A 26,365-nucleotide genomic window follows, 5' to 3' on the forward strand; every position below is an offset into this window, starting at 1 on the left:
ACCGCCCGGGCAGGGGTCGTTCTCCTTCCGGACGAAGCGGCGGGACCGCGCCGTGGCCGCACGGTCCCGCCGATCGCTGGTCAACGCAACCGGTCAGCCGGTGGCCCGCGCCGCCGCCTCGACGAGGTCCGCGACGGCTTCCGGGTGGGAGACCATCACGGCGTGCGAGGCTCTCGGGACGGTCACGGTGTGCGCGTGGGCGCGCCGGGCCATGGCCCGCTCGGCGGCCGGCGGGATGGCCTGGTCGGCGCCGGCGACCAGGTACCAGGACGGGATGGTCCGCCAGGCCGGCGCACTGCTGGGAGCGGCCAGCGCGGCGAGCGCGACGGGGCGTTGTCCGGCCGCCATCAGGCGGGTCTCGCGGGCCGGCACATCCGCGGCGAAGACCTTCTGGAAGGCGGCCGGGTCGATGTAGGCGTCCTGGCCACCGCCGGGGAAGGGCCGCACCACGAGGGACGAGGGCAGTTGGCTGCCCGGGTACTCGCCTGTGATCTGCAGGCTGCTCTCGCCCTGGTCGGGCGCGAAGGCCGCGATGTAGACCAGGGCTTTGACGTTGGCGTGGCCGGCGGCGGCGTTGGTGATGACCGCGCCGCCGTAGGAGTGCCCGACCAGGACGACCGGACCGGGGATGGTGTCCAGGACGCTGGACAGGTAGGCGGCGTCGCCGGGCAGGTCGCGCAGCGGGTTCGCCAGGCCGAGTACGGGGTAGCCCTCGCGCTCCAGCCGGGCGACGACGCCGTCCCAGCCGGAGGAGTCCGCGAAGGCGCCGTGCACCAGGACGATCGTCGGCTTGGCCGTTTTCACGGCGGCGGCGGCCGGGGCCGGGTTCGGGGCGGCCTGCGAGCTCGCCGGGATGGCGAGCAGGGCCGCGGCCACCAGCGCGGGGATCACGACGCTCTTGCGCCGCAGCAGGGCCCGGCCGGACAGCACGGGCTGGGGGTACGTCATGTCGTCTTCCTTCAAGGTCTCAGGGACTCGGGACTCGGGACTCGGGGGCTCGGGGTCTCGGGGTCTCGGGGCTCGGGGGCCGGTCACAGCGTCGGCGGCGGCCCGGTGACACGCAGGCGGAATGCCTCCGCCGAACCCACGACGGCCGCCAGGTCGAAGGCCGGCGGAAGGTCACCGGTCTCGGCGACCGGAGTGCCGTTGGCCTTGAACCACTCCTCGATGAGGGCCGGGCTGAAGACGACGGCGAGCCGGGCGCCCTCGGAGCGGACCAGATAGCTGTGCGGCACACCGCGCGGGCCATGGGCGACCTGTCCGGCGGTCAGGTCGTGGCGCTCGTCGCCGACGAAGAACGACACCTCGCCGTCAAGGACGAACCAGAGTTCTTCCTCGTTCTCGTGCACATGGCGCGGCGGCGCGTGGCCTATCGGGTCCGAGAACTCCATGAGGCTCACGGCGTTGCCGGTCGCGGAGCCGGGAAGCAGGATCCTGGCCTGCCCGCCGAGGAACCAGAACGGCTCGCGCTCGGGGGTGGACTCGAAGCCGGGGAAATTCTTGATCATGATCGTTCCTAGGGGCGTACGACGGTGAGGTGCGTACAGCGGTTCAGGGGCGTACGGCGGTCAGGGGCGGCCGAGGAAACCGAGCAGCGTGGTGGTCAGCTCCTCGGGGTGTTCCTCGTAGATCCAGTGGCCGGAGTCGGGAACCGTCACCCCGGTGACGTCCGTGGCGTACTGCGCGGCCTGATCGCCCACCGCGCTGCCGAGGCTGCCCGAGGCGCCGACGGCCAGCACCGGCATCCGCAGCGGGGTCTTCTGGAACTGCTCGTTGTCACGGATGTCCTGCGGGAACACGCGGAACCACGCCAGGCTCGCCTCCAGGTGCGCGGGGTCGCGCAGGTAGTGGGCGAACACCCGGATGTCCGCCGGGCTCACCGCGCCCTGGACTCCCTCGAACCCGCCGATGAAGCCGGCGGTCCAGGCGACCTCGCGGCCCTTGATCATGTTCTCCGCCAGCCCGTTGGACAGGTTGAAGAACCCGAAGTTCCACACGCCGGGGCCCTTTTCGGTCAGCGAGGGGATCTGGTAGATGCCCAGGTCCGGGATCGGCGCCTCGCTCAGGACGAGCTTGGTGACGGTGTCCGGGTACTGGGCGGCGTAGGAGTAGGCGACCATCGAGCCGATGTCGTGGCCGACGACCCGTACGTCGTCGTCCTTGCCGAGCGATGCCAGCAGCGCGTGCAGCTTGGCGGCCATCGTCTTCTTGTCGTAGCCGGAGGGCGGGGCGTCGCTCTTTCCCGCGCCGGGCAGGTCGGGGGCGATGACCGTGTAGTGCTTCGCGAGTGCGGGCATGATGCCGTGCCACTCGTACCAGGTCTGCGGGTAGCCGTGGATGAGCAGCAGCGTCGGTCCGTGGCCGCCGATGACGTAGTTCAGACCGATACCGGCGACGCGGGTCTTGTGCTCGCTGAACCCCGCGGGCACCTTCTCGCCGGCGGACGAGGCGGACGTGCGGGCCGTGGGAGCCGCGTGGCTTGCGCGGGCCGCGTGAGTCGTGGGAGCCGCGTGAGTCGTGGGAGGTGCGGCCGCGGTGATCGTGGTCGCGCCCACGGCGACGGCCACGGCGAGGGCCACACCGAGCACGCGGCGCTTTCCGGGCAGGGGGAATCTCATTCGGTACTCCTGGATGGGGTGGTGGGTGACGGAACGTCGGCGGGCAGCGACAGCGCACGGGATCAGAGCGTGTCGGTCATGCCTCCGTCGATGGGGAAGTCGGCGCCCGTGACGTTGCCCGAACACCGGCCGGCCAGGAACACGACCAGGTCGGCCACTTCGGACGGCAGGGTGAAACGGCCGGTGACAGCGTCGGCCGCGGCCGTCTCGGCGACGGTGTCCGGATCGACGCCCAGGCCGGCGCCGACGGTCGCGGCCACCCCGTTCGCGCCCTTCCACAGCGCGGTCTCGACCGGCCCCGGGCTCACCGAATTGACGCGTACGCCCTGCGGTCCCACCTGCTTGGACAGTGCCTTGCAGAAGTTGGAGAGGGCCGCCTTCGCCGCGCTGTAGTCGATGACCAGCGGGTCGGGAAGCCGGGCGTTGACGGACGAGACGGTGACGATCCGGCCGTCGCCGGACGCGATCAGATGCGGCAGCGCGCTGCGGGTGGCCCTGACGGCGGCCATCACGTTGACCGTGAACGTCCAGTCCCAGTCCGCGTCGGTCGTGGCCAGAAAGCCGTCGACCCTCGGACGCACCGCGCCGACGTTGTTCACCAGGACGTCGAGACCGCCGTACAGCCCTGCCGCGGCGGCCACGAGCGTACCCGGGCCGTCGGGGGTGGCCAGGTCGACCTCCACGACGGTCAGATCGGCGCCCTCCTCGACCAGGTCGTCGAGTTCCCGGGTACGTTTCCTGGTCCCGGCGACGACACGAGCCCCGGCTGCCAGGAGGCCCTCGGTGACCGCCAGGCCGATACCGCGGCCCGCGCCGGTGACCACGGCCCGCTGACCGGCCAGGCCCAGGTCGAAGGCGGGCGCGGTCACCGCAGGGTCTCCAGGCTCTGCCGCCGGAGCCAGGCCAGCGCCGCGTCCGCGACCTCGCGCCAGCCGCCGTCGATCGTGAGCGAGTGCCCGCGGTCGGGGAAGCTCATGAACTCGGTGACGGCCTGCGAGTGCCGGTACTGCTTGAGCGTGGCACGGGTGACGGCCTCGGGGACGGTGTGGTCCTTGCCGCCGGACATCAGCAGCATCGGACCGCGCCCGGAGTTCGCGGTGTCGACCTTCGCCGGCGAATGGGGGTCGAAGTTCGCCGCGGCGGCCTCGAACAGCGGCTTGCCCGGCGCCGGGATGGTCCACTGCTCGTACAGCGCGTCGGACTCCGTCTCGGTCAGGGCGTTGCCGAACGCGAAGCGGAACTGCTCGGCGGTCAGGGACACGGCGCGGTGCTTGTTCGCCGGGTTCCTGAACACCGGCAGCGTCGCCCGCAGCGCGGACAGCGGCAGCGGCAGGACTCCCTTGATCTGGGCCGCGTCGATCGCCACGGCCGCCGCGGCCAGGTCCTGGCCGAGGAGCTTCTGGGCGATCATGCCGCCGAAGGAGTGGCCGATGAGGATCGGCGGTGTCTCCATGGAGCGGATGATCGCCGCGTAGTGCTCGACGACGTCGTCGATGCCGTGGTCGGCGATGCTCTCCGGGTTCTGGCGCGCCTCCTCCACGGTGTCGGGATCGCCGGGCCAGCCCGGCGCGGACGGAGCGTAGCCCTCCTCGCGGAACAGGTCGATCCAGGGCTGCCAGGACGTGCTGTGCAGCCACAGGCCGTGGATGAAGAGGACCGGGGTCGGACTGGTCATGACGGTGAGGCCTTTCTCAAGAGCGGCATCGGATCGGCGGACGCGGGTCCGCCGATGCCGGTGCGGGAATCAGGGGCGGGTGCTGAACGGGCCGAGCATCCCGGCGTCGATACGGAAGGACTCGACCAGGGCCGCCGCGTTGTCGAGGGTGAACACATCGGCGGCGGCGAGGACCCCGGTGTACTTCGCGATGACCGGCGCGGCGGCCTGCGCCGCCACCGCGTCGAGGTACGTCTTGAAGATCGCCCACGAGTTGCCCTGCGGGCCGTACTTCTCGAAGTAGGGCGTGGGGTCCAGGTTCATCGACGCCCGCGTGGAGGCTTCGAGGTCGGCCATGTAGGCGCGCTGGAGGTCGCCGTCCGCGCGCACGCCGAGCCGGCCGAGATGGCCGCCGACGAGGGTCCGCCACGGGTACCCCATGGCGATGTCGTGCGCCCGGAGCCAGGCCGGGATGTCCTGGGAGACCGCGAGGTTCTTGAACGGCACCCAGCCCGGGTACAGGATGTCGACGACCATCAGGGTCTTCTGTTCCGGCGCGTGGATGAAGATGTTGTCCGGGCTGTGGTTGGGGCCGTGGTAGGCCAGCTCCAGGCGCTCGCCGCCGACGTGGAGCGTGTAGCGGTCCTCGAAGGTGACGGACGGCGCCGGACGGTTCGGGTCGTTGTCCCGCCGCAGCAGGCGCCGGCATTCGGCATGGCCGATGCGCACGACGTCCTTGCCGAAGATCGACGAGGCCCCGATGTGGTCGGCGTGCGAGTGCGAGTAGACCAGGTGCGTGACCTTCGACGGACGGCCGTTGGCCCGCGTCACCTCGGCGATCGCCCGCAGGAGGTTGTGCCCGATCGTCGGCGGCGCGTCGACCAGGACGACGCCTTCCCGGGTGCTGAGGAACATCGCCTGGTAGTAGCCGTCGGTGACCCAGTACAGGTTTCCGCCGATCCGGCCGACGAAGTACCCCGAGTCGTTGAGGTCCGGCCCGGTGGCGGCGGCCGGGACCGGTGCGAAGTCGGGAAGGCCTGGAGCGTCGGCCGCGGCGGCGGTGCCCTCCAGGGCGGCGCCGGCGACGGCTGCGAGGGGCAGCGCGGCCGCCGTACGCAACAGGGTCCGGCGGTTCGCCTGGGCGTTCCAGGGCATCGGGTTCATGGACTTGCCTTTCCGGCTCGGAGGTGCGGCGCTGAGGGGTTCAGGCGCTCGCGGCGGACCGCCGGCCGTGCCGAGCACGATCGCGGCCACCGCGGGCCAGACCGATGCGAGGCCCGCCACGGGCATCGATGTCATCGGAGTTCCACTCGACTGCCCCCAGCACAGCAGCAGGCCCGGTCCGTTCGAACCGGGGTCGGACCCCTGTCCCGGCACGCCGTGGCCGGACGGCACGGCTGGGGACCGGCCCCGGTGCGAAGCCGGTCCGATGCCGGCCCGGCAGAGCCGCCCGGCCGGGTCCCGCAGCCGGGCACGCCCCACGCGGCCCTCGTCGACGGGGCCATGCGTCGTACGGGGCCATGCGTCGCACCGGGCCACGCGGCTGGACGCGTGCTCCCGCCCTCAGAATTCGGTGCCCTGTCCCGTCCACTTCTCTGCGGCGCGTCGGGTGATGGCCTCCGCCTCCTGGGCCGCCGCCGCGGAGATGGCCGCGGCGCCCGGCTCCTTGAACCAGGGGCGCAGCCGGATCATCGCGGGCTTGACGCCGGTGGCCAGCAGGAGCGCGGTGCCCTTGGGCAGGGCGCGGATGCGGTCGGGCGGCAGGATGGGGTCGAGCCGGTACGACGTCGAGCGTGACGTGCCGTCCTTGCTGCGGGAGACGCTCACGGTGGCCACTTCCTGCTGGCCCACGAGTTTGGAGACCTTGTCGACGAAGTCGGCGTCGTCCAGGCCCGCGCCGAGCAGTTTGATCGTGGCGGCGCTCCACAGGGCGTCCATGCCCGCCTCGCCCCAGACCCGGCTGCCCTGGCGGTAACTCTGGAGCAGCGTCACGACGTTGATGCCACGAGAGCCCAAGTGGCTGTAGAGGTCGGGGAGATCGGAGATACGGCAGACGTTGGCGGCCTCGTCCAGGACCGCGGTCATGGGCGGGTCGAGGCGGCCGCCCATGCGTTCGGCGGCCATCACCCCGGCGCGCATCGTGCCGTCGGCGATGCCGGCGACGACACCGGCCGCGGAGCCTCCGCCGTCCTTGGAGAGCAGGTACAGGGTGTCCCGGGTGAGGACGTGGTCGTGCGGCCGGAACTCGGGGATGCCGGGCTGCGGGGTGACCCAGGCGACGATCTCGGGGTCGAGCAGACAGGACACACACTGGCGGGCCGTCTCGTAGATGCCGTCCCGGGTCTCCACCGCGCCGCGGACCGTGCCCTGGAGCTGTTCGGCGAAGGCGTGCATGCCCATGTCGCGCAGCAGGTCGATCGGGGTGCGGTCGGCCGGGTCGGCGAGCCAGGCGAGCAGGTCGGTGACCTGCCGCTCACCGCCGGCGGCGGCGTGGAAGAGCGCGGTGAGGGTGTTCTGCGCGGCGGAGATCCAGAAGTCCTTCTTCGAGGAGTCGTCGTTGACGGAGGCGACGAAGTGTCCGGCGAGGCGGCGGGCGCCCTCGATGGTGACGCAGTCCGCGAGCATGTCCCACCACATCTCGCGGGGGGCGTGGGCGATGCCCTGCGGATCGAAGACCCAGACCCGGCCGGCCTCGGTGCGGGCGGCGCGGGTGACGGCGTAGACGTCGGACTTGTTGGAGGTCAGCAGGACGGCACCGCGGGCCCGCAGGACGCGCGGGATCGCGATGCCGGTGGACTTCCCCGCGCGTGGCGCCATGAGGTCGAGTTCGACGTCCTCGAAGGAGGAGCGCAGTTCGGGGCCGTCGGGTGCGAGGTCGCCGAGGAGGTTGCCGGTTTCGTCGGCGTGCAGTTCCTTGATCCCTTTGAGGGAGGGGCGCAGGTCGCGGGCGCGGGCGGCGATGCCCTCGGGGGCGAGCGCGGCGAGTTCGCGGGCACCGGCCAGTCCGGAGACGGGGCTTCGGCCTCCCCGTACGCGGGCCAGCACCACCACGACGAGGGCGACGATCGCGGCGAAGGCGGCGGCGATGCCGGCGTACACGGCGAGCGGCGCGGCACCGGGCCATGCTGTCCGCGTTCCGTGCGAGGCGAGCCCGGTGAAGGTGGACAGGGCGAACGGCGGCGGGTTCCAGCCCGCGCCGGTCAGGGCCGCGGCCGCGGTGCCACCGAGCCAGACGGTGCCGGAGAGCAGCAGGGCGGTGGCGGCGACCGCGACGATCGCCCAGGGGGCGAGTTCGTTGCCCGTCGGCCGGGGGCGGGCCGTCATGCCGTCCGCCCGCGGTCCGGGCCGGCGGGGCGGAGCGGTTCTCCGGCTGCCCAGCGGCTGTTGGTGTTGTGCAGGTCGCGTTCGGTCTGGGTGATGGCGACCTTGATGGGGATGCCGGGCCGGCCGCCGACCTTGATGAGGAACCGGCCCCGTCCCGGGGGTTCTTCGTGGCCGCCGGTGACGGCCCAGCCGGGCGGTGAGGACCAGGAGGAGACGAGGTCGATCTCCCGTTCGGAGAGTCCGACCACCCGGCCCAGTTCCTCCATCTCGGTGCGGGGCAGTCCGGCGCAGACGACCATGCCCGCGCGTTCCACGAAACCGCGCGCCTTCGCGCGGTCCGATTCGCTGCCGAGGGCCTCGGCGTCCTTCAGGGTGTGGGTGATCTTCGCGTCGCCCAGACCGAGAGACCGGTTGAGGCGGGTCAGCGCGTCGATGCGGTCGACGATGCCGGAGGCCGCGCGCAGCGGGCGCCAGAGTTCGTCCAGGACGGTGAAGTACCAGCGGCGGGGGGTGAGTCCGGCGTCGGCGAGGGCGTGCGCGGCGGCGACCGTGCCGAGTCCGTCGGACCAGGCGGCGAGCATGGCGGCGGCGGTGAGCTGGGTGTCGGACTCGCCGATGCGGGAGATGTCGATGCATACGGCGGGGGCCGCGGGGTCGATACGGGTGGAGGTCGGCGAGGAGAAGGTGTCACCCAGCGGTCCGTCGAGAATGCCGAGCAGGGAGCGGTGCAGGGGGTCGACCGCGTCGCGGTAACGGGTGTCGTCGCCGCGGTCCAGAGTGACGGCGCGGACCCGGTCGGGCCCCTGCTGGAGGACGGCGAGCAGGTCCGGCAGCAGGGGCGCCCGGCCGGCCGGCGTACGTTCCCTGAGGTGGTGCAGGGCGGCGGCGAGGACGGACTGCTCATGGTCGTCCATGGGGCGGCTGCGGACGACGGAGATGAGCGCCGCGACCATGTTGAGGACGCGGCCGTGCGCCTCGGCGGCCAGACTCTGCCCCGCCTGGCCGCCGAGGCGGGCGGCGGCGGCACCCATCGCGCCGGGGTCGAGGATGTTGATGCCGCCGACTCCGCGCCCGATCGAGATGACCTGCCCGCCGAGCGCGCGCACGGTGTCGGCGTAGTCCGGCTTGAGGTCGCCGAGGACGAGGGGCACGACTCCCGTCGCGGCGAGGCCGATCAGCATACGGTTGACGAGCGTCGACTTGCCCAGGCCCGGCATGCCGAGCATGAACAGCGACGGGTTGGAGATGTAACGGGCCCTGGTGAACCAGGAGATGGGGTCCCCGCACACCGTGGCGCCGGTGCCCATGTGCTGGCCGAGCGGCACTCCCGTCATCGGCGAGCCCGATCCGGCGGCGAACGGCCAGAGCCCGCAGGCCTGTACGGTCGTGGCGCGCCACATGGTCGGCGGGTCGAGGTGCCCGACCTCGCCGCCGCCGGGGCCGGGCCAGCCGCGCGCGCCGGGCAGCCCCGGCGACGGGGACTTGGGGGTCGCGGGCCGGGAGCCGGTGCCGCTCACAGTGCCTCCTGGAGTGTCTGCGGGACGAGGGTGTGCTCCCACGGCAGAACGCCGACCGGGAGCGTGCAGGTGAAGGCCGCCGCCTGCATACGGTCGGCCGGGCGCAGCGAGAGCCGGGCGGCGGCCTGGAGATTGCGTACGGTGACGGCCGCGTCGGCGAGCTGCTCCTGGGTGTCGACGGTCACGGTGACCATGAGGGAGAACTCCACGAGTCCGGCACCGGCGGCCTCCTCGGCGGCGGTCTGCTCGGCGGCGCGCATCTCGGAGGCCGCGCGGGCCTGGACCATGCCCTTGCCCGAGGTGGCCATGAACTGCGCGGCGCGGCGGTCGGCCTCGACGATCCGGGCCGAGGTCGCCGGGTCGATCGGCCGGTAGAGGAGGGCGACCCGCTTGCGGCGGGTGTTCGGGGCGGCCTCCAGCAGGCCGCGCAGCACACTGGAGCGCACGGTGCCCCGGGGCGCGAGGGTCAGCAGCCAGGTCCGGGAGATCCCGGAGTCGTGCTGGTAGGAGCCGACGGTCTCGACCGCGGCGGCGGGGCCAGCGTCCTCCCAGACCAGTCCGGTCCCGCCGTAGCGGGCGCGCGCGTCGAGGACGTCTCCGGCGATGTCGGGGTCGTAGGCGACGCGCACCATCTCGGCGATGCTCTCGGCCGACAGCGGTGCGGCCGAGCCGCCGCCCGCGCCGACGAGTCCGCTGAGCAGCCCCGGTATGCGCATGGCCAGTTCGGTGATGATCTCGGACTGTGCGCGCTTCTGGCCGGGGAGGACACCGTAGGTGAGGGCGATGTACGTGTGCATCTCGGAGGAGGCGGAGGGATAGCGTTCGACCACTTCCCGCATGACGGCCTGCGCCGCCGCCGGTGCGTCCTCCTTGATCCGCGGGAGGATCTCGTTGGCCAGCCGGGTCCCGGAGTCGGGCGCGGTCTCCACCACCACGCAGGCGCCGCGCAGTTGGGGTTCCTGGGAGAGCCGCGCCAGCCACTGTCCCCAGGCGGCGACCCATACGTCGGTCTGGTCGGGGTCGACGAGCGAGCCGCCGTCGGGTTCGCAGCCGAGCACGATGGTGTACGTGTTGCGGCCGGGGTGGTGCAGGACCCCGAAGGGACGGTCGTACGCGTCGCGGCCCTCGCTCATGGTGAGGCGGCTGAGCAGTCCGGGCGGGGCGAACCGGCCGCCGGGGCGGGTCGACAGCGGTCCGCTGACATAGATGTGGGCTCCCTTGGAGCGGCGCCGCAGCCAGCCGACGCGCAGGGCGAGCAACTGGTAGAGGTTGCGGCCGTCCTGGGTGCGCACCATGAGCGGCGCGATGACCGAGGCGAGCGGGAGCAGGACGAACAGGGCCGCCACGAGGGAGACCAGGGATACGAGCAGGGTGAGCACCAGCCCGCCGAACACCCCGAACGTGCCGAGCAGCCCGAGCGGGCCGAGTCCGGGGCGCCGGGGGCGGCGCCAGTTCCCGTACGTGGGGACAACCGATTCCGTCGACATGAGGGTTCCTGAGGTGGAAGTTGATGGTTCGTCCGGGACAGAGGCCTCCGCAGCGCGACCGCGGGACGGCGACTGTCCGGCCGTACGGTGCGCTGCGGGGATGTTTCGGCTACGACGGCGGCGTGCGCGTGGCCGGGGAAGCGCCCGGGGCGGTGGCGCCGGGCCCGCGTCCGGTCACCGTTGGCACCGGGCGGCCGTACGCCCTGTCGGTGCGTGCCCCGCGTCGCCTCACCGGTTGTGTCCGCGGTCGCCGTCGGCGCCGTCGATCGCTCCGGCGGCCACCCGTCCCACGATCTGACCGGCGGTCATCGCGGCGGCAGCGGCGGCACCCACCGGACCGGCGGCAGCGGCGGCGCGTGCTCCGCCGGCCCCCGCGGCACCCGCGGCCCCGGACCCGCCTGCCGCGCCGGACGGCCCGGCCGCACCGGACGGTCCCGCGGCGCCCGGCATCCCGCCGCCCCCGCCCGGTGAACCGCCCCCGCCGCCGATGGACTTGGCGCCCGAGGCGAGCGCGCCGACCACGGCACCCGTACTGCCCTGGGCTCCGCTGCCGAGCGCGGCGGTGGCCGGGACGATGAGCTTGAGCAGGGCGGGCAGGGCGAGCGCCGAGAGGAGCAGGACGCCGATGCCGGCGATCTTCTCGTGGATGCCGCCGTCGCTGTCGTTGGAGAGCATCGCTGCTCCGGCGAAGATGACGAGTCCCGCGGCGGGCTTGTAGAGCAGCCAGGCGACCATCCAGCCGATGTGCTTGCGCCACCAGCCGCCGCCCCAGTCGGTCATGGAGGCGGCGGCCGCCACCGGCAGGGTGCCCAGCAGGATGATCATGACGCCGAGCCGGATGTAGAGCAGCACGGTCTGCACGATCGCGGCGATCAGCAGCAGGAACGCGAGGACCAGCAGCAGGACCGCGGGAATGCCGTCGGCGCCGCTGCACCCGATGTTGGTGAGCTGCTCCTGGGCGCCGGTGGCGAAGAGATGGTCGGCGTACCGGTCGGAGAGGCTCGCCAGGGCGGTGACGACCGCGGTCGCGCCACCGGCCACGAGCACCACGCGCAGGAGCCCCTTGAGCGCTGCCGTGCCCGCCTCGCCGCGCCGTTCGAGCGCCATCCGTCCGGCGGCGAAGATGAGCGATCCGACGGCGGTGTAGACGACGATCCACTGGGTCTGCTGGTTGACCTTGTTCGCGGTGCCGTCGGAGACCAGGGTGGGGATGCCGGTGGTGAGGTCGCCGAAGACCGCGATGGCGCCGGCGAGCACCTTGTTGGCGATGACCTCCAGGATGGTGCCGATGGGGTCGCCGAGGAAGTCGAAGAAGCCCTTGATGACATCGCCGGGGCCGCTTCCCGTTTCACAGGCCATGTCACACCTCCCAGAGCGTGTAGCCGTCGGTGCCGCTCACCGAGGACAGTTCGGTGTGCAGTCCCCCGTCGTTGGCGGGCTGGACCTTCCAGTCGCCGCCGCTCCACAGCAGCCGGACCGAGGTGCTGAAGTACGGCCCGTCCGGGCTCTTGATCAGCACGTCGACCGTGGCGGCGGCGGGGCTGTACTCGGCGAGCAGGAATCCGGCGTAGGTGCCGTTCTTCCGGGTCTTGAGGCGCGCGTCGGAAATCGAGGCGCGCTGCGAGACGAACAGGTCGCGTCCGAATCCGGCCACCACCTGGTCCCGGGTCACCGCGCGCCAGTCGGGTGAGGTCATCTGGGCGGGGATGACATGGGCCGCCAGCACCGCGCCCGTCGGGGTACGGGGGAAGCACCACAGCACCGGTCCGGACTCCTGGGTGGGCCCGGCGGTCGCGGAGAGGGGGACGCGGGTGCCGCCGATGGTGCGCCAGCGGATGTCGGCGGGCGGTGCCTCGGGGGTGGCCCGGTCGCCGTCGTCGGTGGCGCAGCCCGCCGGCCGGCCCGTGGTGTCGGAGGCGGCCCGGGTCAACGGGCCGGGCGCGGACGCGGTTTCGAGAAGCGGCGGGGCCGCGTCGCGGGTGACGACGGTGAGGAGCGAGAGGGTGAGGGCCGCCGCGAGGAACCCGGCGGCGAGCAGCCATCCCCGCTGTCTCCAGAAGGGGACCGCGAACGGGTCCTCGCCCTCGTCCGGGGAGGGGGCGGGCAGGGGCCCGCCGCGGTCGGCCGGCGTGGACATGGGCTGTCTCCCCGCCGGTTCAGTTGAAGACGAACTGGACGAGAGGGCCCGCGGTGGCGACCAGGACACAGCCGCCCAGCACCATGCCGAGCCGGCTCATGTGCTCCGAACTCTCGCCGCGCTTCACGGAGATGGCCATCATCGCGCCCGTCACCAGCACTCCGGCCACCCCGGCCGCGGTACCGGCCCAGGCGGCGATGCCCAGTACGAGGTCGATCTTGTCGGTGAGGGCGGCGGGGGCCTGGCGCTGCGGGTCGGGGACGGCGGCGGCGAGGAAGGACATGACGGATCTCCTGACGAGCGGTGGGAAGGTGATGGGAAGGCTGATGAGAAATGAGACGTGGGGCCGGGCGGCCGTGGTCACAGCCCCAGAGGGCCGAGGAACTGCACGATCGGTCCGGCGGTCGCGGCGAGCACGCACCCGGTGAGCACGAAGAACAGGCCGCGCGCGTACGAGGCGCCCTCACCGGGTTCGCCGCGGCGTAGCTGGACGGCCATGAGGATGCCGGTGAAGATCACGCCGGCGACTCCGGCAGCGGAAGCGCACCAGGCGAGGACACCGAGGAGGAAGTCGGCGTCGGCGCCGGGGTCGAAAGTGGCGGCGACGACCTGGTGGGCGGCGGTGTCGCGGATCATGGTCCGTCCTTCGGTACGGGTCGGATGGATGGGGCGGGGTGGTCGAGCCGGTCCGGTGCTCCGGCACCAGCGCGGGTGTCGGCCCGGTCGGGGGCCCCGGAACGCGGGGGGATGAGCGCCGCGAGTTCCACGACGGACCGCGGTGCCTTGGGCGCGGGCCTGCCCACCCGCCACTGGGCGATCCAGGGCACGCTGAAGGTGCGTACGGCCGCTCGCAACACCCGTACGCGGCGCCACAGTTCAGTCGGGAGGCGGCCCGGCGCGTCGGCCACCAGAACGAGCGCGACCAGCCGTACTCCGGCGGGATGCCGGCCCGTGCGCAGGGAGTCCAGGGCCTTGGAGGCGGCCTGGAGGCCGGCCAGATGGGTCCGGGCGAGCAGCAGCATGTCGCCGGGGTCGCCCTGGGCGACGTCCGGCCAGGCATGACCGACGTCCGTCCCGCCGAGCGCCCCGGCGAACGTGGTCGCCCCGGCGCCGCCGTGCGCGCCGACCCAGCTCACGCCGGCGCCGGAGGCGAGTGGGGGCGCGGGCCGGACGACGGCGGGCGGGGCCTTCTCGAACGTCGCGGGCAGGGACAGGACGGCGGTGGGCGGGTCGAACCGGTCCACGGGGGCGGGGGCAGAGACGGAGACGCGGGCAGGAGCGGGGGCAGGGGCGGAGACGGAGGCAGGGGCAGGAGTAGGGGTAGGAGTAGGGGCAGCGACCGAGGCAGGGGTGGGCGGCTGGGGCGCGGGGCGCTCGAACGGCCGTGGTCCTGCCTCGGGCTGGCGCACCGTCACCGGCCCGCGGACCCAGGGGTCCGAGGCGGGTTTCGCGGCCGGGGTACTCATCGTGTCCCTTCTCCTTCTTCCGCACGGGGGTGTTTCCGGGCACGCCGCACACCGGGTCGGTGACGGCGGTTCGGGGAGCCCGAGGACATGTGCGGACGTCTGGCGTCCCGCCGGAGACAGGCGGGGCGCCGGGGTTCCGGGTCCCTCCGTCCGGCGGCTGCCGAGTGGCGGTGCCGGGCCGTCGGAGGTGGCCGGAGGAGGGTCGTTCGCCTCCGTGTGCTCCCTTACGACAGCCACCTACGGCCAGGGCCCCGCGGACAGTTCAATCCCGGATCCGATTGATCGAAATTGAACTGTCCGGGCGCTCCCGGCCGTTGCCGAGCACGAAAAGATCCGCGCCCGGCCCCGGCCACGGGGAGCGTGCCGGATCCGTTCGGGCCGGGCCGCGCGGGAACGGCCACGGGGAGAGGCGGGAGCGGTGAGCGGGAACGCGGGTGACTCCGGAGGGGGCACGGGCGCCGAAGGCATGGGGACCGCCGTGAAGGCCGGTATGGCGGTGGGCGGCCTGGGATGTCTGATGTCTCCGGTCGCCATGACCGTGGCGATCTCCGCCGTGTTCGTGATCGGCGGCTTCGGAGTGCTCTTCGCGCCGCTGATCGCCCTGATCCTCTTCTTCGGCGGCGGAGGGGGCGGCGGGGGCGACGGTGCTGGTGAGGCGCCCGACCCCGACCGCATCTCCGAGATCATCCAGGGCGACGGGAGCGGCGAGTTCGACCCGAAGTCGGTGCCGGAGGGCATGGCCGACCCCATCGCCGAGGCCGGCGCGCTCTGCCCCGGCATCGGTCCGATCGTCATCGCCGCCCAGATCGACCAGGAATCCGGCTTCCAGAACAACAAGACCGGTCCCGAGGGCGAGCAGGGCGTGTCCCAGCTCCCGCCCGACGTGTTCACCCGCCTCGGCGAGGACGACGACGACAACGGCGAGACCTCCGCGCTCGACGCGGCCGACTCGATCCTGGCCCAGGGCCGCTACATGTGTGAACTGGCCGACCAGATGCGGCCGTTGGTCAGTGCGGAGCCGCTGAACGATCTGGTGAGCCTGACCCTGGCGGCCTACGACGCCGGCCCGGACGCCGTACTCGAAGCGGGCCGCGTCCCCCGGACCAACGCCTCCCAGCAGTACGTCCTCGCGGTCCGGGCCAAGTTCGCGATCTACGAGGGCGCCGTGCCCGCGTCCCCGCCCGCCCAAGACACCGAAGGACAGTGAGAATGATGCTTCGACCGGAACGGCATGGCGCGAGGCCCGCACCGGCCGACCCCGGCGCCGACGCGGTGGCGCCGGCCGAGGGCGACGCCGAGCGGGGTGACCGCCCCGAAGGCGGGCCGTGCTCTGTCTTCGTCACCATCGCCGGCACCGTGGTGGTCGACGGCGAGGTCATCGCGGCGGCGGGCTCGGGCGACAGCGCCCAGACAGCCGTACTCGACCATCTGCACCGGCGGGCGCTGACGCTGGGCGCGCCGGTGGAGGCGTCGGTCCTGGATCAGCAACGGCGCACTGTTCTGCGTATCCGGGTACGGGAGGACGGAGCGAGCGAGCTGCTGGAGGACCCGCTCCCCCTGGACGGGCCCGAAGCACCGCCCGCTCCGCCTGCACTGCCCGCACCGCCTGCACCGCCCGCACCGCCTGCACCGCCCGCACTGCCTGCACCGCCCGCACCGGCCCCGACGCCCTCTCCGCAGCCGGATTCGAGTCCCCCGTCCCAGCCCGTCCCCGCGCCGAGCCCGCCTCCGCCACCGCCCTCGGCCCCCGCGCCTCCCGGGCCGCTTCCGGTGCCGGAGGAGATGATCGCGGGGGTGACGCTGGTCTGCGAGACCGTCACCACCGGCGAACTGGTTCTGGCCAAGGCCCAGGCGTCCGCACTGCAACGGCAGGCGGCCCGTCGCTTCGGGCCGGAGCACCTCTACACACTGGAGGCCCGCGCCCTCGAAGCGTATGTCGCCCATCTGATGGGCGATCACGCCACGGCGGCCACGCTCGCGTTCCAGGTGGCCGAGGAACGGCATCAGCAGGGCGATGTCCGGGCCCGTGAGGACGTCGAACGTGCCGTCGCCTCCTGGGAGTTGGTGTCGTCCCCGTTCACCGCCGTACCGCTCGGCAGACGGCTGCTGCCCCTGTGGAGTCTGATCTGCGCGGCCGACGGAACCGAGCGCCACGCGGCGGCCGAGCAGCGCCTGGCCGCGCTGTCCCAGGTGACCCCTCCTGCTTTCGCGGCGTCCCTGACGCTCCCGTGACAGCGAGAAGGCGGCCTGGCCTGGCGCCACCGGCGTACGACGTCCCCGGAAACTTTTTTGAACTGTCGACCGAGTATTCACGTCGTAAGAAATGAAACCTCGAAGACTTGGCCGAAGTGGTTTCGTCCAGGAATTTCACACACCACAAGGAATGACAATGAATCAGTCTCGAATGGCAGCGTACACGGCGGCTCTTCTGGTTGCCTCCTTCGGTCTCATGGCCTGCGGGGCCGAGAAGTCCGACCAGTCCGCCGGAAATTCTTCCGAGAAGCCCGGTCTGAAGGCGCTCAGCGGCGTGCAGCGCGTAGTGTCGGAGCAGGAGATCCCCCTGCCGAATTTCGATGCCAACCCGAACCCGCAGGGTCAGTCCGGTGTCACGATATGCCGGCATACCGGATTCCAGGAGTGCACGATGACGCCGCTGTTCGCGACCTCGGCTCCCGTGCTCAACGACGACATCAGCTCGATCCGCAACGACAACAACTTCAGCATGACTTTCTACGGCGACCGGGACTTCACGGGCGCCTCCATCACGATCAAGCCGCATGAGTCGATCGACAACCTCAGCACACCGCATTCGCCGGTCGAGTTGAACGACAAGATCAGCTCGTGGCAGCCGCAGGTGCAGGGCCGCGCGGCTGAGCGGGCCATAATCAACGTCTGCACCGAGGCGGGGCTGCAGGGCGAGTGCGAGGACGTTCCCGTCTCCCAGGCGAGCACCAAGCTCGACAACAAGATCACCTCGATCCAGAATCTCAGCGATCTCAACCTCGTGTTCTATACCGACAAGAATTTCCGAGGCGCGGCCATCAAGATGCCCTCGCGGACCTATCTGCGCACGCTGAACCCGGACGGGGAGGGCAACGGGCTCGACAACGCAATATCCTCCTGGCAGCCCGAGGCGAGTGACAACGTCGCACCGTAATACCCGGACTAAACGCAACTCCCCGAGATTCCCGTGGAATACTTCAGGCGGCCGATCTCCCCCGGCCTCACCCCCGACCGCGACGACGGCGGCAGCTCGGACATCGATCCGGAATCGGATTTCCTGCCGGACGAAAACTTCGGCATACCGAACCGCTCACGCCTTCGCGCCCGCCTTCGTGCGCGTCTCCGTGCGGGTTTTGGTACGCGATCCCGTGCGCGCTTCAGTGTGCGGCGCCCTCCGGGCGTCCCGCGTTCCGCTCGTTCCCCGCTCGTTCCCGGTCTCGACAAGAAGGCTCTGGCGATAGTGGCCGCCGCCTTTCTCCTCACCGCCGGGTCGGTCGCCGCGTTCGCCCTGTCGGGCGAGGAGCGGACCGTCGCCGGGGAGGTGCCTCCGCCGTCGACCGTCACCACGTTCCCCGCGTTTCCGACCGCGAGTGTGATGCCGCCGCCGGATGCCGACGAGCAGCCCGACGGCGGGGTGATCCGGGCACCCGAGCTGACGGGCGACGAGGACCGGGATCCCGTCGGGGACCAGGACGTTGACGCGGACCCGAACTCGGACTCCGTCGCGGTGCCACCGGAGGAGGAAGCGGGCGTGGAGCAGCCGGACGTGCTGGTCTCCGAACCCCCGACGACCGGGCGACAGCGCCGGGGAGCCTCGGGTTCGGGGTCGGGCGGGGCGGCGGCCGCACCGCTCCAGGGGTACGTGATCACCTCCACGTACGCCCAGGCGGGGAACTGGTCCACGGGACATCACACCGGAGTCGATCTGGCGGTACCGGTCGGCGCCCCCGTGGTGGCGGTGCGGCCGGGGATGGTGCTGGTGTCGGCCACCGACCCCAGTTACGGCCACTACGTACTGATCCAGCACGCCGAGCAGGAGTACAGCCTGTATGCCCATCTCTCCCGACTGGACGTGCGGCGGGGGAGACCGTGGCGGCCGGGCAGCGGGTCGGCCTCTCCGGGGCCACCGGCAATGTGACCGGACCCCATCTTCATTTCGAGGTGCGGACGGAACCGGTCTTCGGCTCGGACGTCGACCCGGTCGCCTATCTGGCCGCCCTCGGCGTCCAGCTCTGACCACCCCGCCGTCACCTTCGTCCCGTACCCCGTCCCGTACGCCGTCCCCGCCCGCCGTCACCCCGTCCCCGTACCCCGTCGTTCTGCGCACCACCGCTGTCGAGCACTTCCGGTGGAGCGCGGAGCGGCGGGGCGCACGTGTGTGAGCGGCGGGGCACACGTGCGCCCCGCGCGTACGGAAGCCCTGCCGCCCCCTCCGGATCACGTTCAGGTAACGCGGGCATTTTCTTAGAACTCGACACGAGGCGGCAGCCGTGTTGGGTGTGTCGACCGATCTGGAACGACCAGAACGGCAGAGTCATCTTCTATCGGGGGTTCTCCCATGTATCGCACTCGCATCGCCGCTTTCGCGGCGGCCGCAATGGCCGGCGCCCTGCTTCTCACCGCTTGCGGTGGTGGGGACGAGCAGGGCGGCGCGAAAGCTTCGGAAACCACGATCCCGGCGGATGAGGTCAGTTTCAAGGACGGCACAGCCAAGCAGAACAAGGCCGATCTGAGCACCGGAGATTTCGCCGCCAACGCGACCCCCGCCAAGCAGTCCAGGGAATCCAACCCGGTTATCCGTAAATGGGTGCAGCTTTCCGCCGCCTCTGCGGGTGACCTGGATCCCGTGGTGACGAACGCCGCCGGTTTTGTTCTCTACCGGTTCGACAAGGACGAGCCGTCGAAGTCCAACTGCTTCGACGCGTGCGAGAGGACGTGGCCGCCGTATCTCGTGAAGCCGGGCGGCAAGGTGTTCATCGACGGCATCAAGAAGGAAGACGTCGGTTTCATCCCGCGGGGCAAGGCGTTCCAGCTCACGCTCGGCAAGGCGCCGCTGTATCTGTTCAGCAAGGACGAGGCGCCCGGTGACACCAACGGCCAGGGTGTCGGTGGCACGTGGTTCGGTGTCACGCCCGACGGTCAGCGGGCCGGCCAGAACGGGGGCGACATGGCGGAGCCCGAGATCGAGGAGCCGGGCAACGCCGGCACCGGGAGCGGCACGGAAGGCGGCGGGACCGGCGGCACCGAGCTGGTCGAGCGCTCCGAGGACGGTCGCTACAAGTTCGTCGACGACCCCAACGACGCCGAGAGCGCGGCCGGTACGGTCTCCGGCAGGGGCTGCCAGAACACCTCCCTGGGCGGTGCCATCTCCGCGATCAGCCCGGACGACGACCAGTCGGTCGGCAAGCCGATCAAGCTGTGGGACGGCCGGAACTGCACCGGGAAGTCGCTCCTGCTGGAAAGGGGCGTCGCCGCGAATCTCGCCACGCTGAACTTTGACAACAAGACCCGCTCCGTCTTCATCGGGGAGTTCGCCTCCTGAAGCCGGTGACCCTCTCGGACAGCAGACGCTGAAAACCACCCCTGTCAGATGGTCCATTCCCTGACAGGGGTGGCCGCACGTGTATCGGACATGAATCGTGGATCACCAGTTCGGAGTGGCCGCAAAAGGCCGGCGAGAGGCGACGGGGGCCGGAATGCAGAGGAAGTACGGAACGCGCGGGTTGCTCGGGGCCCCGCTCGGCGTGATGGTCGCCGTTCTGCTCGCGGTCTCCGGCTGCCAGCTTCAGCCCGCCCCGGCATCGCAGGTGGTCGGGGAATTCACCCAGCCCGAGACCTGGTCGTCGTCGGACATGTCCGAAGCCACCCCGTACGACATGGCGATGCCGGACGACACCGAGATCGACCAGCGTGTTTCCGACCCCGAGCCGCAAGCCGTGCCCGCCCAGCCGGAGAAGGCGCCCTATGTCGAGAACGCGGCCGTGTTGGGAAAGGTCTTCTTCGACACTCCCGACGGCCCGCGCGTCTGTTCCGGAACCGCGGTGGCGGACCCCGAGGACCCCGGCGCGTCGAGCCTGGTGTGGACCGCGGGGCACTGTGTGCACACCGGCCGGACCGGCGTCTGGTACCGGAACATCGTGTTCGTGCCGTCGTACAACAACGAGGCGCTGTCCGGGGTCACCCGCAACGACACGAGTTCGGAGCGGATCTCACCGCTGGGCGTGTGGTGGGCCGACCGGGCGGGCGTGTCCACCGGCTGGGCCCGGGAGGGCGAGGAGGTCGGCGGCGCGGGCGCGCCCTTCGACTACGCGGTGCTGCACGTCCGCCGCTCGGGGGATCCCTCGGCGTCCCTGGAGGAGTCGATCGGGTACGTGATCCCGGTGGCGTTCGACGCGCCGGCCATCACCGGGATACCGACCCTCAAGATCTGGGGCTATCCGGCGGAGGCGCCGTTCGACGGGAACCTCCTGTTCTCGTGCCAGGACCGGCCCACGAGGCTGTCCATCGCCGCGGAGGACCCCACCCTCTATCGGATCGGCTGCACGATGAACGGCGGTGCGTCGGGCGGGGGTTGGTTCGTCCCCGGCGCCGACGGTTCGCTGCGGCTGGTCAGCAACACCTCGGTCGGGCCGAGCGATGCCCAGTGGCTCGCGGGTCCCCGACTCGACGCCGAGGCAAGGGAGTTGCTCGACACCATCGGCGCGGGCGGCAACGCGGGCTGACGCCGCCGCCGGGGACCCGGCGCGGCAGGCCGCGCCGGGAGCCGGCGGCAGGCCGCCATGACAGGCGACAGCGAAAACCCTCCGCCCCTGTCCGAGACCGATCTCCGTCCACCGTGTCGTGCGACGACCGCGAGGTGGCGAACGCCTCGTCAGCGCAGGTGGCCGCAGTCGTACACTCGGGCGAAGCGCGCGGGCGGCCGGATGCCGATCAGGCACGCCGGTTTCGCACGTGAACTGTCGGGGGGATGGCCGGTGGAAGAGGGGCTTCGTTTCGCGGTGCTGGGTCCGGTCCGGGCATGGCGCGGCTCCGAACAGATCAGGCTCGGTTCACCGCAGCAGCGCACCGTGCTGGCGGTTCTTCTGCTGGCCGAGGGTGCGCCGGTTCCGCGAAGCGCGCTGATCGAAGCGCTGTGGGGGCCCGCCGGTGAACCCGCCTCGGCGCCCAGCATCGTCCGGACCTATATCCATCACCTCCGCAGGGCGCTGGAACCCGCCGGGTACGCAGCGGCATCCGTCATCCGTTCCGTGGGAGACGGCTACCAGCTCGGCGTCCAGGCGGACGCGACGGATCTCGGTGCTTTCCGGCAACTGCTCGCGCGTGCCGAACAGGCGCGGCACGCGGGTGACACCAGGGCCGCGGCGAAGCATCTCCGTGAGGCTCTCGGGCTGTGGGAGGGCCCGGCCCTGGCCGATGTCCGGGGGGACTACGCGCAGGTCCACCAGCACCGGCTGGGCGAACTGCGGCTGGCCGCGCACGCGTCCGTACTCACGGCGGAACTCGACCTCGGCGCGCAGGAGAACGTGGCCGCGGAGCTGACCGAGCTGATCGCCCGGCATCCGCTGGACGAGCGGTTCCGGGCGCTGTCGATGCTTGCCCTGTACCGGTCGGGGAGGCAGGCGGCGGCGCTCGAAACCTACCGGGAGACGCAGGCGCTGCTCGCGGACGAACTGGGTGTCGATCCCGGCCAGTCCCTTCAGACGCTGTACCAGCGCATCCTGCGCGCCGACAGCGAACTGCTCGGATCCCCGGCCCCCTTGAAGCCGGCCCCGGTCCGGACCCACCCGTTGCCGGCCCAACTCCCGCCCGATCTGACCGCGTTCGTCGGCCGGGAGAGCGAACTGGCCGGCACGGAAGAGTTCTCGGTGGGCTCCACCGTGGTGGTGAGTGCCATCGCGGGTATGGCGGGCGTGGGCAAGACCACTTTCGCGGTGCACTGGGCCCGGCAGGTGGCACACCGTTTTCCCGACGGGCAGTTGTACCTCAATCTGAGGGGTTTCGACCCGAACAGCGCGCCGATGCCCGTGGAGCACGCGCTGCGCTTCTTCCTGGAGTCGCTCGGCGCGGACCCCCACGGACTCCCCCACGACGTCGACGCGCTGACCAGCCGGTACCGCACCCTGCTCAGTGGACAGCGCGTGCTCGTCCTGCTGGACAACGCCCACAACGCGGCACAGGTCCGGCCCCTGCTGCCCGGAGCGCCCGGCTGCCTGGTCATCGTCACCAGTCGCAACCAGCTCTCCGGACTGGTCGCCGTCGACGGGGCGGTCCCCCTGAACCTGGATGTGCTTCCTCCCGCGGAGGCCCGGGCACTGCTCGCCCGCCGCCTCGGGGAGCGGCGCGTGGCCACCGAGCCGGAAGCGGTCGAGGAGATCATCGCCCGGTGCGGGCGCCTGCCGCTGGCCCTGGCCGTCATCGCCGCCCGCGCGGCGCTGCGTCCGTCCTTCTCCCTGGCGGCCGTCGCCGAAGGACTCCGGGCCGGTGCCAGCGGGCTGGACGCGTTCCAGGACGGGGACGACGCCGCCGACGTACGCGCGGTGTTCTCCTGGTCCTACCGCGCGCTGCCCGCCGAGGCCGGACGCCTGCTGCGCCTGCTGGCCCTGCATCCCGGCCCTGACATCAGCCTGCCCGCCGCGGCGAGTCTGGCCGGGCGGCCCGCCGCCCGTACGAACCAGCTCCTGCTTCATCTCACCGAAGCGCATCTGCTGAACGAGAGCGCCCCCGGCCGCTACGTCTTCCACGACCTGGTCCGTGCCTACGCCGGCGAACTGGCCGAGGCCGTCGACCCTCCCGAGGAGGTCCGAGCCGCCCGGAACCGCATGTTCGACCACTATCTGCACACCGCGTACGACGCGTGCGCGCTGGCCTCCCCGGGACGACCGCTGATCTCCTTGCCGCCGCCCGCCGAGGGGGTGCGTGTGGAGGAGCTGAACGGAGATCCCGTCAGAGCCAAGGCGTGGTTCGCGACCGAGCTGATGGTGCTTCTGGCGGTCACCGAGGAAGCCGGCCGGCACCAGCACGATGTGCACACCTGGCAACTCGCCTGGAGCATGGCCAACTACCTCCATGGCCGCGGCCTGTGGCAGGAGGAAGAAGTCGTCCACCGTTCCGCCATGGACGCCGCCCGCCGGTTGGGCGACCCGACCGCGCAGGCGTACGCCCACCGCGGCCTCAGCACCGCCAAGACAGGCCAGGGAGACCTCGAAGAGGCACTCGCGCACGCCCATCGGGCGGTCGAACTGTTCAACGAGTTCAGCGATGAGGCCGTCCGCGCGGAGAGCTACCGCAGGCTTGAAGAAACAGCGGAGCGGAGCGGCGACCTGGACACCGCGCTCAACTCCGCGCGGCAGGCGCTCGCCCTCCTGCGGGAGGTGACCTCCCGGGACGACAGCAAGCGCCATCGGGTGGCGATGGCGTCCGCGCTCAACGCGCTCGGCTGGGAGCTGACCCAACTCGACCGGCACCAGGAGGCACTCGAGCACTGCCGCGAAGCCCTGGCTCTGTGCGAGGAACTCGACGACCACGTCAACGCGGCGAACACCTGGGACAGCATCGCGTACGCCCATCACTGTCTCGGACGGTACGACGAGGCGATCGCCGAGTACCGCAACGCCATCGCCCTCGACCGGGCACACGGCAGCCCGCCCTGGTACGCCGTGGAAACGCTTGAGCGTCTCGGTGACTCCTACGTGAGTGCCGGCGACCTGGACTCGGCACGCGCCGTGTGGGCGGAGGCACTCGACACCATGCAGACGCTCGGCCACTCGAACGCCCAACAGGTGAGCACGAAACTTCGGCAACTCGACGTACCGAAAAATTGAACCCGACCGCTGCCGTCGGCCGTTGTTCCGGATGTCAGGCAAGAACATCACGGAATTCGACGAAGCGAGGGGCCATGCATCTTCCGCCCACTCTTCATGGGCCGGGATCAGCGCATCGAAGGGCAGCGGAGATTCACGGATGACCTGAAGCGTCTGTTCCCCGAACACAGATGTGAAGGTGGACCTGGGACTGGGTCTGGGACTGGACCGGTGAAAAGCCGGCAACCCCGGGCGGAAGAACCGTTAAGGATTCCGCTTCCCCCAGTACGAAAACATCGGCACAGCGTTGAACCAAACAGGCGACGTGGCCGTCGGTACTTTCGCAGGGAAAAGTCGAACTCATCGAACCCGTGCGCAGTCGAGCGAGGAGAACAGAACATGATGCAGCGAAGCGTGGCCCCACCTACGAGGATTCAACAGTTGCAAGCCGAGCTCAGTGCAATCGGGACTGAGTTTAACCAAAATCATCAGCGGCTAAGCCAGCCTGCTAACGTCGCGAGCGTACGGCTGGCACGAGGCATCCTGGCGTGTCGGAATGTCGTCCTCCCCAGAGACCAATTCGTGGAGCACCTTGCAACACGAATGGGAATACCGTTCGATGAGCGTCGGGCACAGCAGGTGGCTGGTCTCACAGACGCGCTGAACCAGCGGCAGTGGATTCAAATGGCGGCCCTTGACGACATCACCGGCCAGATAAACAACGGAGTCTCTCAGGTAAACATTCCAAACGCCAACCGGAGATTCGCCGAGCAAGCTATCGGCTTCGCCGAAGCGACAGTCCAGAATAATAATCAGGAACTCGCAAGAATGCAGCAGATGACGAAAAGGATGCACGAAATCGCAGACCAGATCCGCGCTATCAATACCAGCGCCGCACACAGTATGCCGAATCATCAGGGGCACCACGGACATGGTCCGGGTTCATCTGGGAGCCGCGGCGGAGCGCCCGCCCGGTTCTGAGGGATCCCGACGGGGCGCGCGACCGCCATGGCCGCGCCCCGTCGTCCGGCGCTACGACATTCCTCCGGGCGGCCAGGGAGCCAAGGCGGGTGCCGCCCCGTACGGGCGGTACCCGGCGCCCGATCGCGTAACGGCCCAACCGCGCCCGGCACCGCACGGGCCGCCCGGCCGGCCCGTGCGGTGCCGGGCGGGCGGCCCATGTGAACGGCCTCTCAGCCACCGGGCATCCCCGAATCCCGTCCGCTCGCGCGGCATCCCTTTCACCCGTGGAGGCCCCAATGGCAGATCCCACCCGTCCAGATGGCGAAGCGACCGCAGACCGGCGAAGTACGGCATCGCTGGATCCCGAACTCCTCGACCTGTACCGGAACGGCGGGAGGGAGTGGCTCGCGTACCAGGACAGCATCGCCGAGGCGGACCGGATCGCACGCCATCGCCAGGAAACGCTGGCCGCGCTGTCGGGAGAGAGAGCAGCGCCCCGCACCGAAGTGCCGCCTCCTGGTGTTCCCGAACCGGAGCGTCCGCGGGCGGCCGTCCCTACGGCGATGCCCACGACACGGCCGCGCGTCGGGTTCGCCGAGGAACCACAGAGCAGGTTCAGAGAGGAGCTGGGCCCCGGAACACCGGTCTCCGTGGTCGGCGCCACCCCACGTCCGGCGCGCGGCAGTTCCCCGTCGGCGCCCGGCAGCCTGCTCGACCGGGCGACGCGCGGATGGCAGGCGGCGAACTTGGGCGACCGGGCGAAGCGCGCATGGCAGGCGGTGAAGCCCTTGGTGGACCGCGCCGCGCAGTTCGCCAAGGACAATCCCGGGCTCACGGCCGGGGCGGTCGCCGGAGGGGTCGGCGGTTTCCTATGGCTGGGCCCCGGAGGCGCGGTGATCGGCGCCGGGCTGGGTGCCGCAGTGGGCGCCGTGACGCAGCTCCTAGTGCGCGCTTACAAGAACTGGAGACTCGCCGGACAGAGTGTGCCCCGGGGAGAGCCGCAGGTGACGAGAGAGGCTCCGAGCGTCTCCTCCCCCCGTCAGGACACCAACCGAACGCGGACGCAGGCCGTGGGACCGGACCGGCCCCGCTCCCGGCAGTTCGACGGCCCCGCACGCTCCGACACCCACCGGACGGGGCTCAGGGCGAGCGGCGAGGTTGCCGGCTTCGCCGCATTGCGCGCCGGAGGCACGGAGCGGACCGCGTCCTCCAGCGCCTCGCGGGACTCGGCCACCCGACCTGTCACCCCTGTGGCCAAGACCCCGGGGCGCCGTCTGACCTCATGACCGGCATGACCTCAGAGACCGGTTCGGCCGCCCCCGGGGGCGGCCGAACCGGTCTCTGTGCTTCTTCGACTCCTACTGGTTGCCGCCCGAAGGTTCTGCCGCTCCCGGCT

Annotated in this window: 22 protein-coding genes and 1 pseudogene; 8 read left to right on the forward strand and 15 right to left on the reverse strand. The window is 71.3% G+C overall.

Annotated features, from left to right (window positions below):
• Positions 1-93: 93 nt before the first annotated feature.
• From KQY30_RS15255 to KQY30_RS15320, 14 genes are all read right to left on the reverse strand, one after another.
• On the reverse strand, positions 94-948 hold the full coding sequence (locus KQY30_RS15255; RefSeq protein WP_217307285.1) for an alpha/beta fold hydrolase: 855 nt from the start codon (positions 946-948) through the stop codon (positions 94-96).
• Positions 949-1,031: 83 nt separating this feature from the next.
• A complete protein-coding gene (locus tag KQY30_RS15260) occupies positions 1,032-1,508 on the reverse strand; it encodes a cupin domain-containing protein (protein ID WP_217307286.1) in 477 nt (158 codons plus the stop codon).
• Between the two features lie 60 nt (positions 1,509-1,568).
• Positions 1,569-2,618: an alpha/beta fold hydrolase gene (locus KQY30_RS15265; RefSeq protein ID WP_217307287.1), complete on the reverse strand. Its 1,050-nt coding sequence runs from the start codon at positions 2,616-2,618 to the stop codon at positions 1,569-1,571.
• Between the two features lie 62 nt (positions 2,619-2,680).
• Positions 2,681-3,487 carry an SDR family NAD(P)-dependent oxidoreductase gene (locus KQY30_RS15270; RefSeq protein ID WP_217307288.1) on the reverse strand — a complete coding sequence of 269 codons (807 nt, stop codon included), beginning with the start codon at positions 3,485-3,487 and terminating at the stop codon, positions 2,681-2,683.
• The gene (locus tag KQY30_RS15275; protein ID WP_217307289.1) at positions 3,484-4,293 is read right to left on the reverse strand and encodes an alpha/beta hydrolase; all 810 of its coding nucleotides are present in this window, start codon (positions 4,291-4,293) and stop codon (positions 3,484-3,486) included. Before KQY30_RS15275 ends, KQY30_RS15270 begins: the two co-directional genes overlap by 4 nt.
• A 69-nt stretch (positions 4,294-4,362) precedes the next feature.
• On the reverse strand, positions 4,363-5,571 hold the full coding sequence (locus KQY30_RS15280; RefSeq protein WP_254407135.1) for an MBL fold metallo-hydrolase: 1,209 nt from the start codon (positions 5,569-5,571) through the stop codon (positions 4,363-4,365).
• Between the two features lie 264 nt (positions 5,572-5,835).
• Positions 5,836-7,596, reverse strand: coding sequence for a type IV secretory system conjugative DNA transfer family protein (locus tag KQY30_RS15285; RefSeq protein ID WP_217307290.1), 1,761 nt, complete (start codon positions 7,594-7,596; stop codon positions 5,836-5,838).
• On the reverse strand, positions 7,593-9,062 hold the full coding sequence (locus tag KQY30_RS15290) for an ATP/GTP-binding protein (protein WP_254407600.1): 1,470 nt from the start codon (positions 9,060-9,062) through the stop codon (positions 7,593-7,595). The genes KQY30_RS15285 and KQY30_RS15290 overlap by 4 nt, the downstream gene beginning before the upstream one ends.
• 47 nt (positions 9,063-9,109) lie before the next feature.
• Positions 9,110-10,600 carry an SCO6880 family protein gene (locus KQY30_RS15295; RefSeq protein WP_217307291.1) on the reverse strand — a complete coding sequence of 497 codons (1,491 nt, stop codon included), beginning with the start codon at positions 10,598-10,600 and terminating at the stop codon, positions 9,110-9,112.
• Positions 10,601-10,828: 228 nt separating this feature from the next.
• The gene (locus tag KQY30_RS15300) at positions 10,829-11,959 is read right to left on the reverse strand and encodes a hypothetical protein (RefSeq protein WP_217307292.1); all 1,131 of its coding nucleotides are present in this window, start codon (positions 11,957-11,959) and stop codon (positions 10,829-10,831) included.
• Between the two features lies 1 nt (position 11,960).
• Positions 11,961-12,737 (reverse strand): hypothetical protein, encoded by a 777-nt coding sequence (locus KQY30_RS15305; RefSeq protein WP_254407136.1) that lies wholly within the window; start codon positions 12,735-12,737, stop codon positions 11,961-11,963.
• A gap of 19 nt (positions 12,738-12,756) precedes the next feature.
• A complete protein-coding gene (locus KQY30_RS15310; protein WP_217307293.1) occupies positions 12,757-13,020 on the reverse strand; it encodes a hypothetical protein in 264 nt (87 codons plus the stop codon).
• Between the two features lie 77 nt (positions 13,021-13,097).
• Positions 13,098-13,373 (reverse strand): hypothetical protein, encoded by a 276-nt coding sequence (locus KQY30_RS15315; protein WP_217307295.1) that lies wholly within the window; start codon positions 13,371-13,373, stop codon positions 13,098-13,100.
• Positions 13,370-13,981, reverse strand: a complete 612-nt coding sequence (locus tag KQY30_RS15320) for a DUF6668 family protein (RefSeq protein WP_217307296.1) — start codon at positions 13,979-13,981, stop codon at positions 13,370-13,372. The genes KQY30_RS15315 and KQY30_RS15320 overlap by 4 nt, the downstream gene beginning before the upstream one ends.
• 640 nt (positions 13,982-14,621) lie before the next feature.
• On the opposite strand from KQY30_RS15320, the gene KQY30_RS15325 reads away from it, so the two are divergent.
• The 7 genes and pseudogenes from KQY30_RS15325 (at position 14,622) to KQY30_RS15355 (ending at position 24,027) form a co-directional block, all read left to right on the forward strand.
• Positions 14,622-15,410: a lytic transglycosylase domain-containing protein gene (locus KQY30_RS15325; protein ID WP_254407137.1), complete on the forward strand. Its 789-nt coding sequence runs from the start codon at positions 14,622-14,624 to the stop codon at positions 15,408-15,410.
• A gap of 2 nt (positions 15,411-15,412) precedes the next feature.
• The gene (locus KQY30_RS15330; protein ID WP_217311538.1) at positions 15,413-16,435 is read left to right on the forward strand and encodes a hypothetical protein; all 1,023 of its coding nucleotides are present in this window, start codon (positions 15,413-15,415) and stop codon (positions 16,433-16,435) included.
• Positions 16,436-16,607: 172 nt separating this feature from the next.
• Positions 16,608-17,360 (forward strand): hypothetical protein, encoded by a 753-nt coding sequence (locus KQY30_RS15335; protein ID WP_217307297.1) that lies wholly within the window; start codon positions 16,608-16,610, stop codon positions 17,358-17,360.
• Between the two features lie 441 nt (positions 17,361-17,801).
• Positions 17,802-18,319: pseudogene (locus tag KQY30_RS15340) on the forward strand (M23 family metallopeptidase); the annotation flags it as partial.
• Between the two features lie 445 nt (positions 18,320-18,764).
• Entirely contained in the window at positions 18,765-19,748 is a 984-nt protein-coding gene (locus KQY30_RS15345; RefSeq protein WP_217307298.1) for a hypothetical protein, read from the forward strand.
• A gap of 154 nt (positions 19,749-19,902) precedes the next feature.
• The gene (locus tag KQY30_RS15350) at positions 19,903-20,928 is read left to right on the forward strand and encodes a serine protease (RefSeq protein WP_217307299.1); all 1,026 of its coding nucleotides are present in this window, start codon (positions 19,903-19,905) and stop codon (positions 20,926-20,928) included.
• A 252-nt stretch (positions 20,929-21,180) separates the two neighbouring features.
• A complete protein-coding gene (locus tag KQY30_RS15355; RefSeq protein WP_254407138.1) occupies positions 21,181-24,027 on the forward strand; it encodes a BTAD domain-containing putative transcriptional regulator in 2,847 nt (948 codons plus the stop codon).
• A 474-nt stretch (positions 24,028-24,501) separates the two neighbouring features.
• Here the strand turns inward: KQY30_RS15355 and KQY30_RS15360 are convergent, their stop codons facing one another.
• Entirely contained in the window at positions 24,502-24,939 is a 438-nt protein-coding gene (locus KQY30_RS15360; protein ID WP_217307301.1) for a hypothetical protein, read from the reverse strand.
• Positions 24,940-25,265: 326 nt separating this feature from the next.
• Here KQY30_RS15360 and KQY30_RS15365 point away from each other — a divergent pair, with 326 nt between their 5' ends.
• On the forward strand, positions 25,266-26,255 hold the full coding sequence (locus KQY30_RS15365; protein WP_217307303.1) for a hypothetical protein: 990 nt from the start codon (positions 25,266-25,268) through the stop codon (positions 26,253-26,255).
• Positions 26,256-26,365: the final 110 nt, after the last annotated feature.

The sequence above is a fragment of the Streptomyces sp. GMY02 genome, from assembly GCF_019056675.1.
GTDB lineage: Bacteria > Actinomycetota > Actinomycetes > Streptomycetales > Streptomycetaceae > Streptomyces > Streptomyces odonnellii.

What these genes read in the sequence shown, in the direction of transcription:
- KQY30_RS15300 (WP_217307292.1), bottom strand. Translation starts at nt 11,959, where the DNA reads ATGGCCTGTGAAACGGGAAGCGGCCCCGGCGATGTCATCAAGGGCTTC.
- KQY30_RS15350 (WP_217307299.1), top strand. Translation starts at nt 19,903, where the DNA reads ATGCAGAGGAAGTACGGAACGCGCGGGTTGCTCGGGGCCCCGCTCGGC.
- KQY30_RS15330 (WP_217311538.1), top strand. Translation starts at nt 15,413, where the DNA reads ATGATGCTTCGACCGGAACGGCATGGCGCGAGGCCCGCACCGGCCGAC.
- KQY30_RS15305 (WP_254407136.1), bottom strand. Translation starts at nt 12,737, where the DNA reads ATGTCCACGCCGGCCGACCGCGGCGGGCCCCTGCCCGCCCCCTCCCCG.
- KQY30_RS15360 (WP_217307301.1), bottom strand. Translation starts at nt 24,939, where the DNA reads ATGTCCGTGGTGCCCCTGATGATTCGGCATACTGTGTGCGGCGCTGGT.
- KQY30_RS15345 (WP_217307298.1), top strand. Translation starts at nt 18,765, where the DNA reads ATGTATCGCACTCGCATCGCCGCTTTCGCGGCGGCCGCAATGGCCGGC.
- KQY30_RS15275 (WP_217307289.1), bottom strand. Translation starts at nt 4,293, where the DNA reads ATGACCAGTCCGACCCCGGTCCTCTTCATCCACGGCCTGTGGCTGCAC.
- KQY30_RS15315 (WP_217307295.1), bottom strand. Translation starts at nt 13,373, where the DNA reads ATGATCCGCGACACCGCCGCCCACCAGGTCGTCGCCGCCACTTTCGAC.
- KQY30_RS15265 (WP_217307287.1), bottom strand. Translation starts at nt 2,618, where the DNA reads ATGAGATTCCCCCTGCCCGGAAAGCGCCGCGTGCTCGGTGTGGCCCTC.
- KQY30_RS15255 (WP_217307285.1), bottom strand. Translation starts at nt 948, where the DNA reads ATGACGTACCCCCAGCCCGTGCTGTCCGGCCGGGCCCTGCTGCGGCGC.
- KQY30_RS15335 (WP_217307297.1), top strand. Translation starts at nt 16,608, where the DNA reads ATGGCAGCGTACACGGCGGCTCTTCTGGTTGCCTCCTTCGGTCTCATG.
- KQY30_RS15365 (WP_217307303.1), top strand. Translation starts at nt 25,266, where the DNA reads ATGGCAGATCCCACCCGTCCAGATGGCGAAGCGACCGCAGACCGGCGA.
- KQY30_RS15295 (WP_217307291.1), bottom strand. Translation starts at nt 10,600, where the DNA reads ATGTCGACGGAATCGGTTGTCCCCACGTACGGGAACTGGCGCCGCCCC.
- KQY30_RS15285 (WP_217307290.1), bottom strand. Translation starts at nt 7,596, where the DNA reads ATGACGGCCCGCCCCCGGCCGACGGGCAACGAACTCGCCCCCTGGGCG.
- KQY30_RS15280 (WP_254407135.1), bottom strand. Translation starts at nt 5,571, where the DNA reads ATGACATCGATGCCCGTGGCGGGCCTCGCATCGGTCTGGCCCGCGGTG.
- KQY30_RS15260 (WP_217307286.1), bottom strand. Translation starts at nt 1,508, where the DNA reads ATGATCAAGAATTTCCCCGGCTTCGAGTCCACCCCCGAGCGCGAGCCG.
- KQY30_RS15310 (WP_217307293.1), bottom strand. Translation starts at nt 13,020, where the DNA reads ATGTCCTTCCTCGCCGCCGCCGTCCCCGACCCGCAGCGCCAGGCCCCC.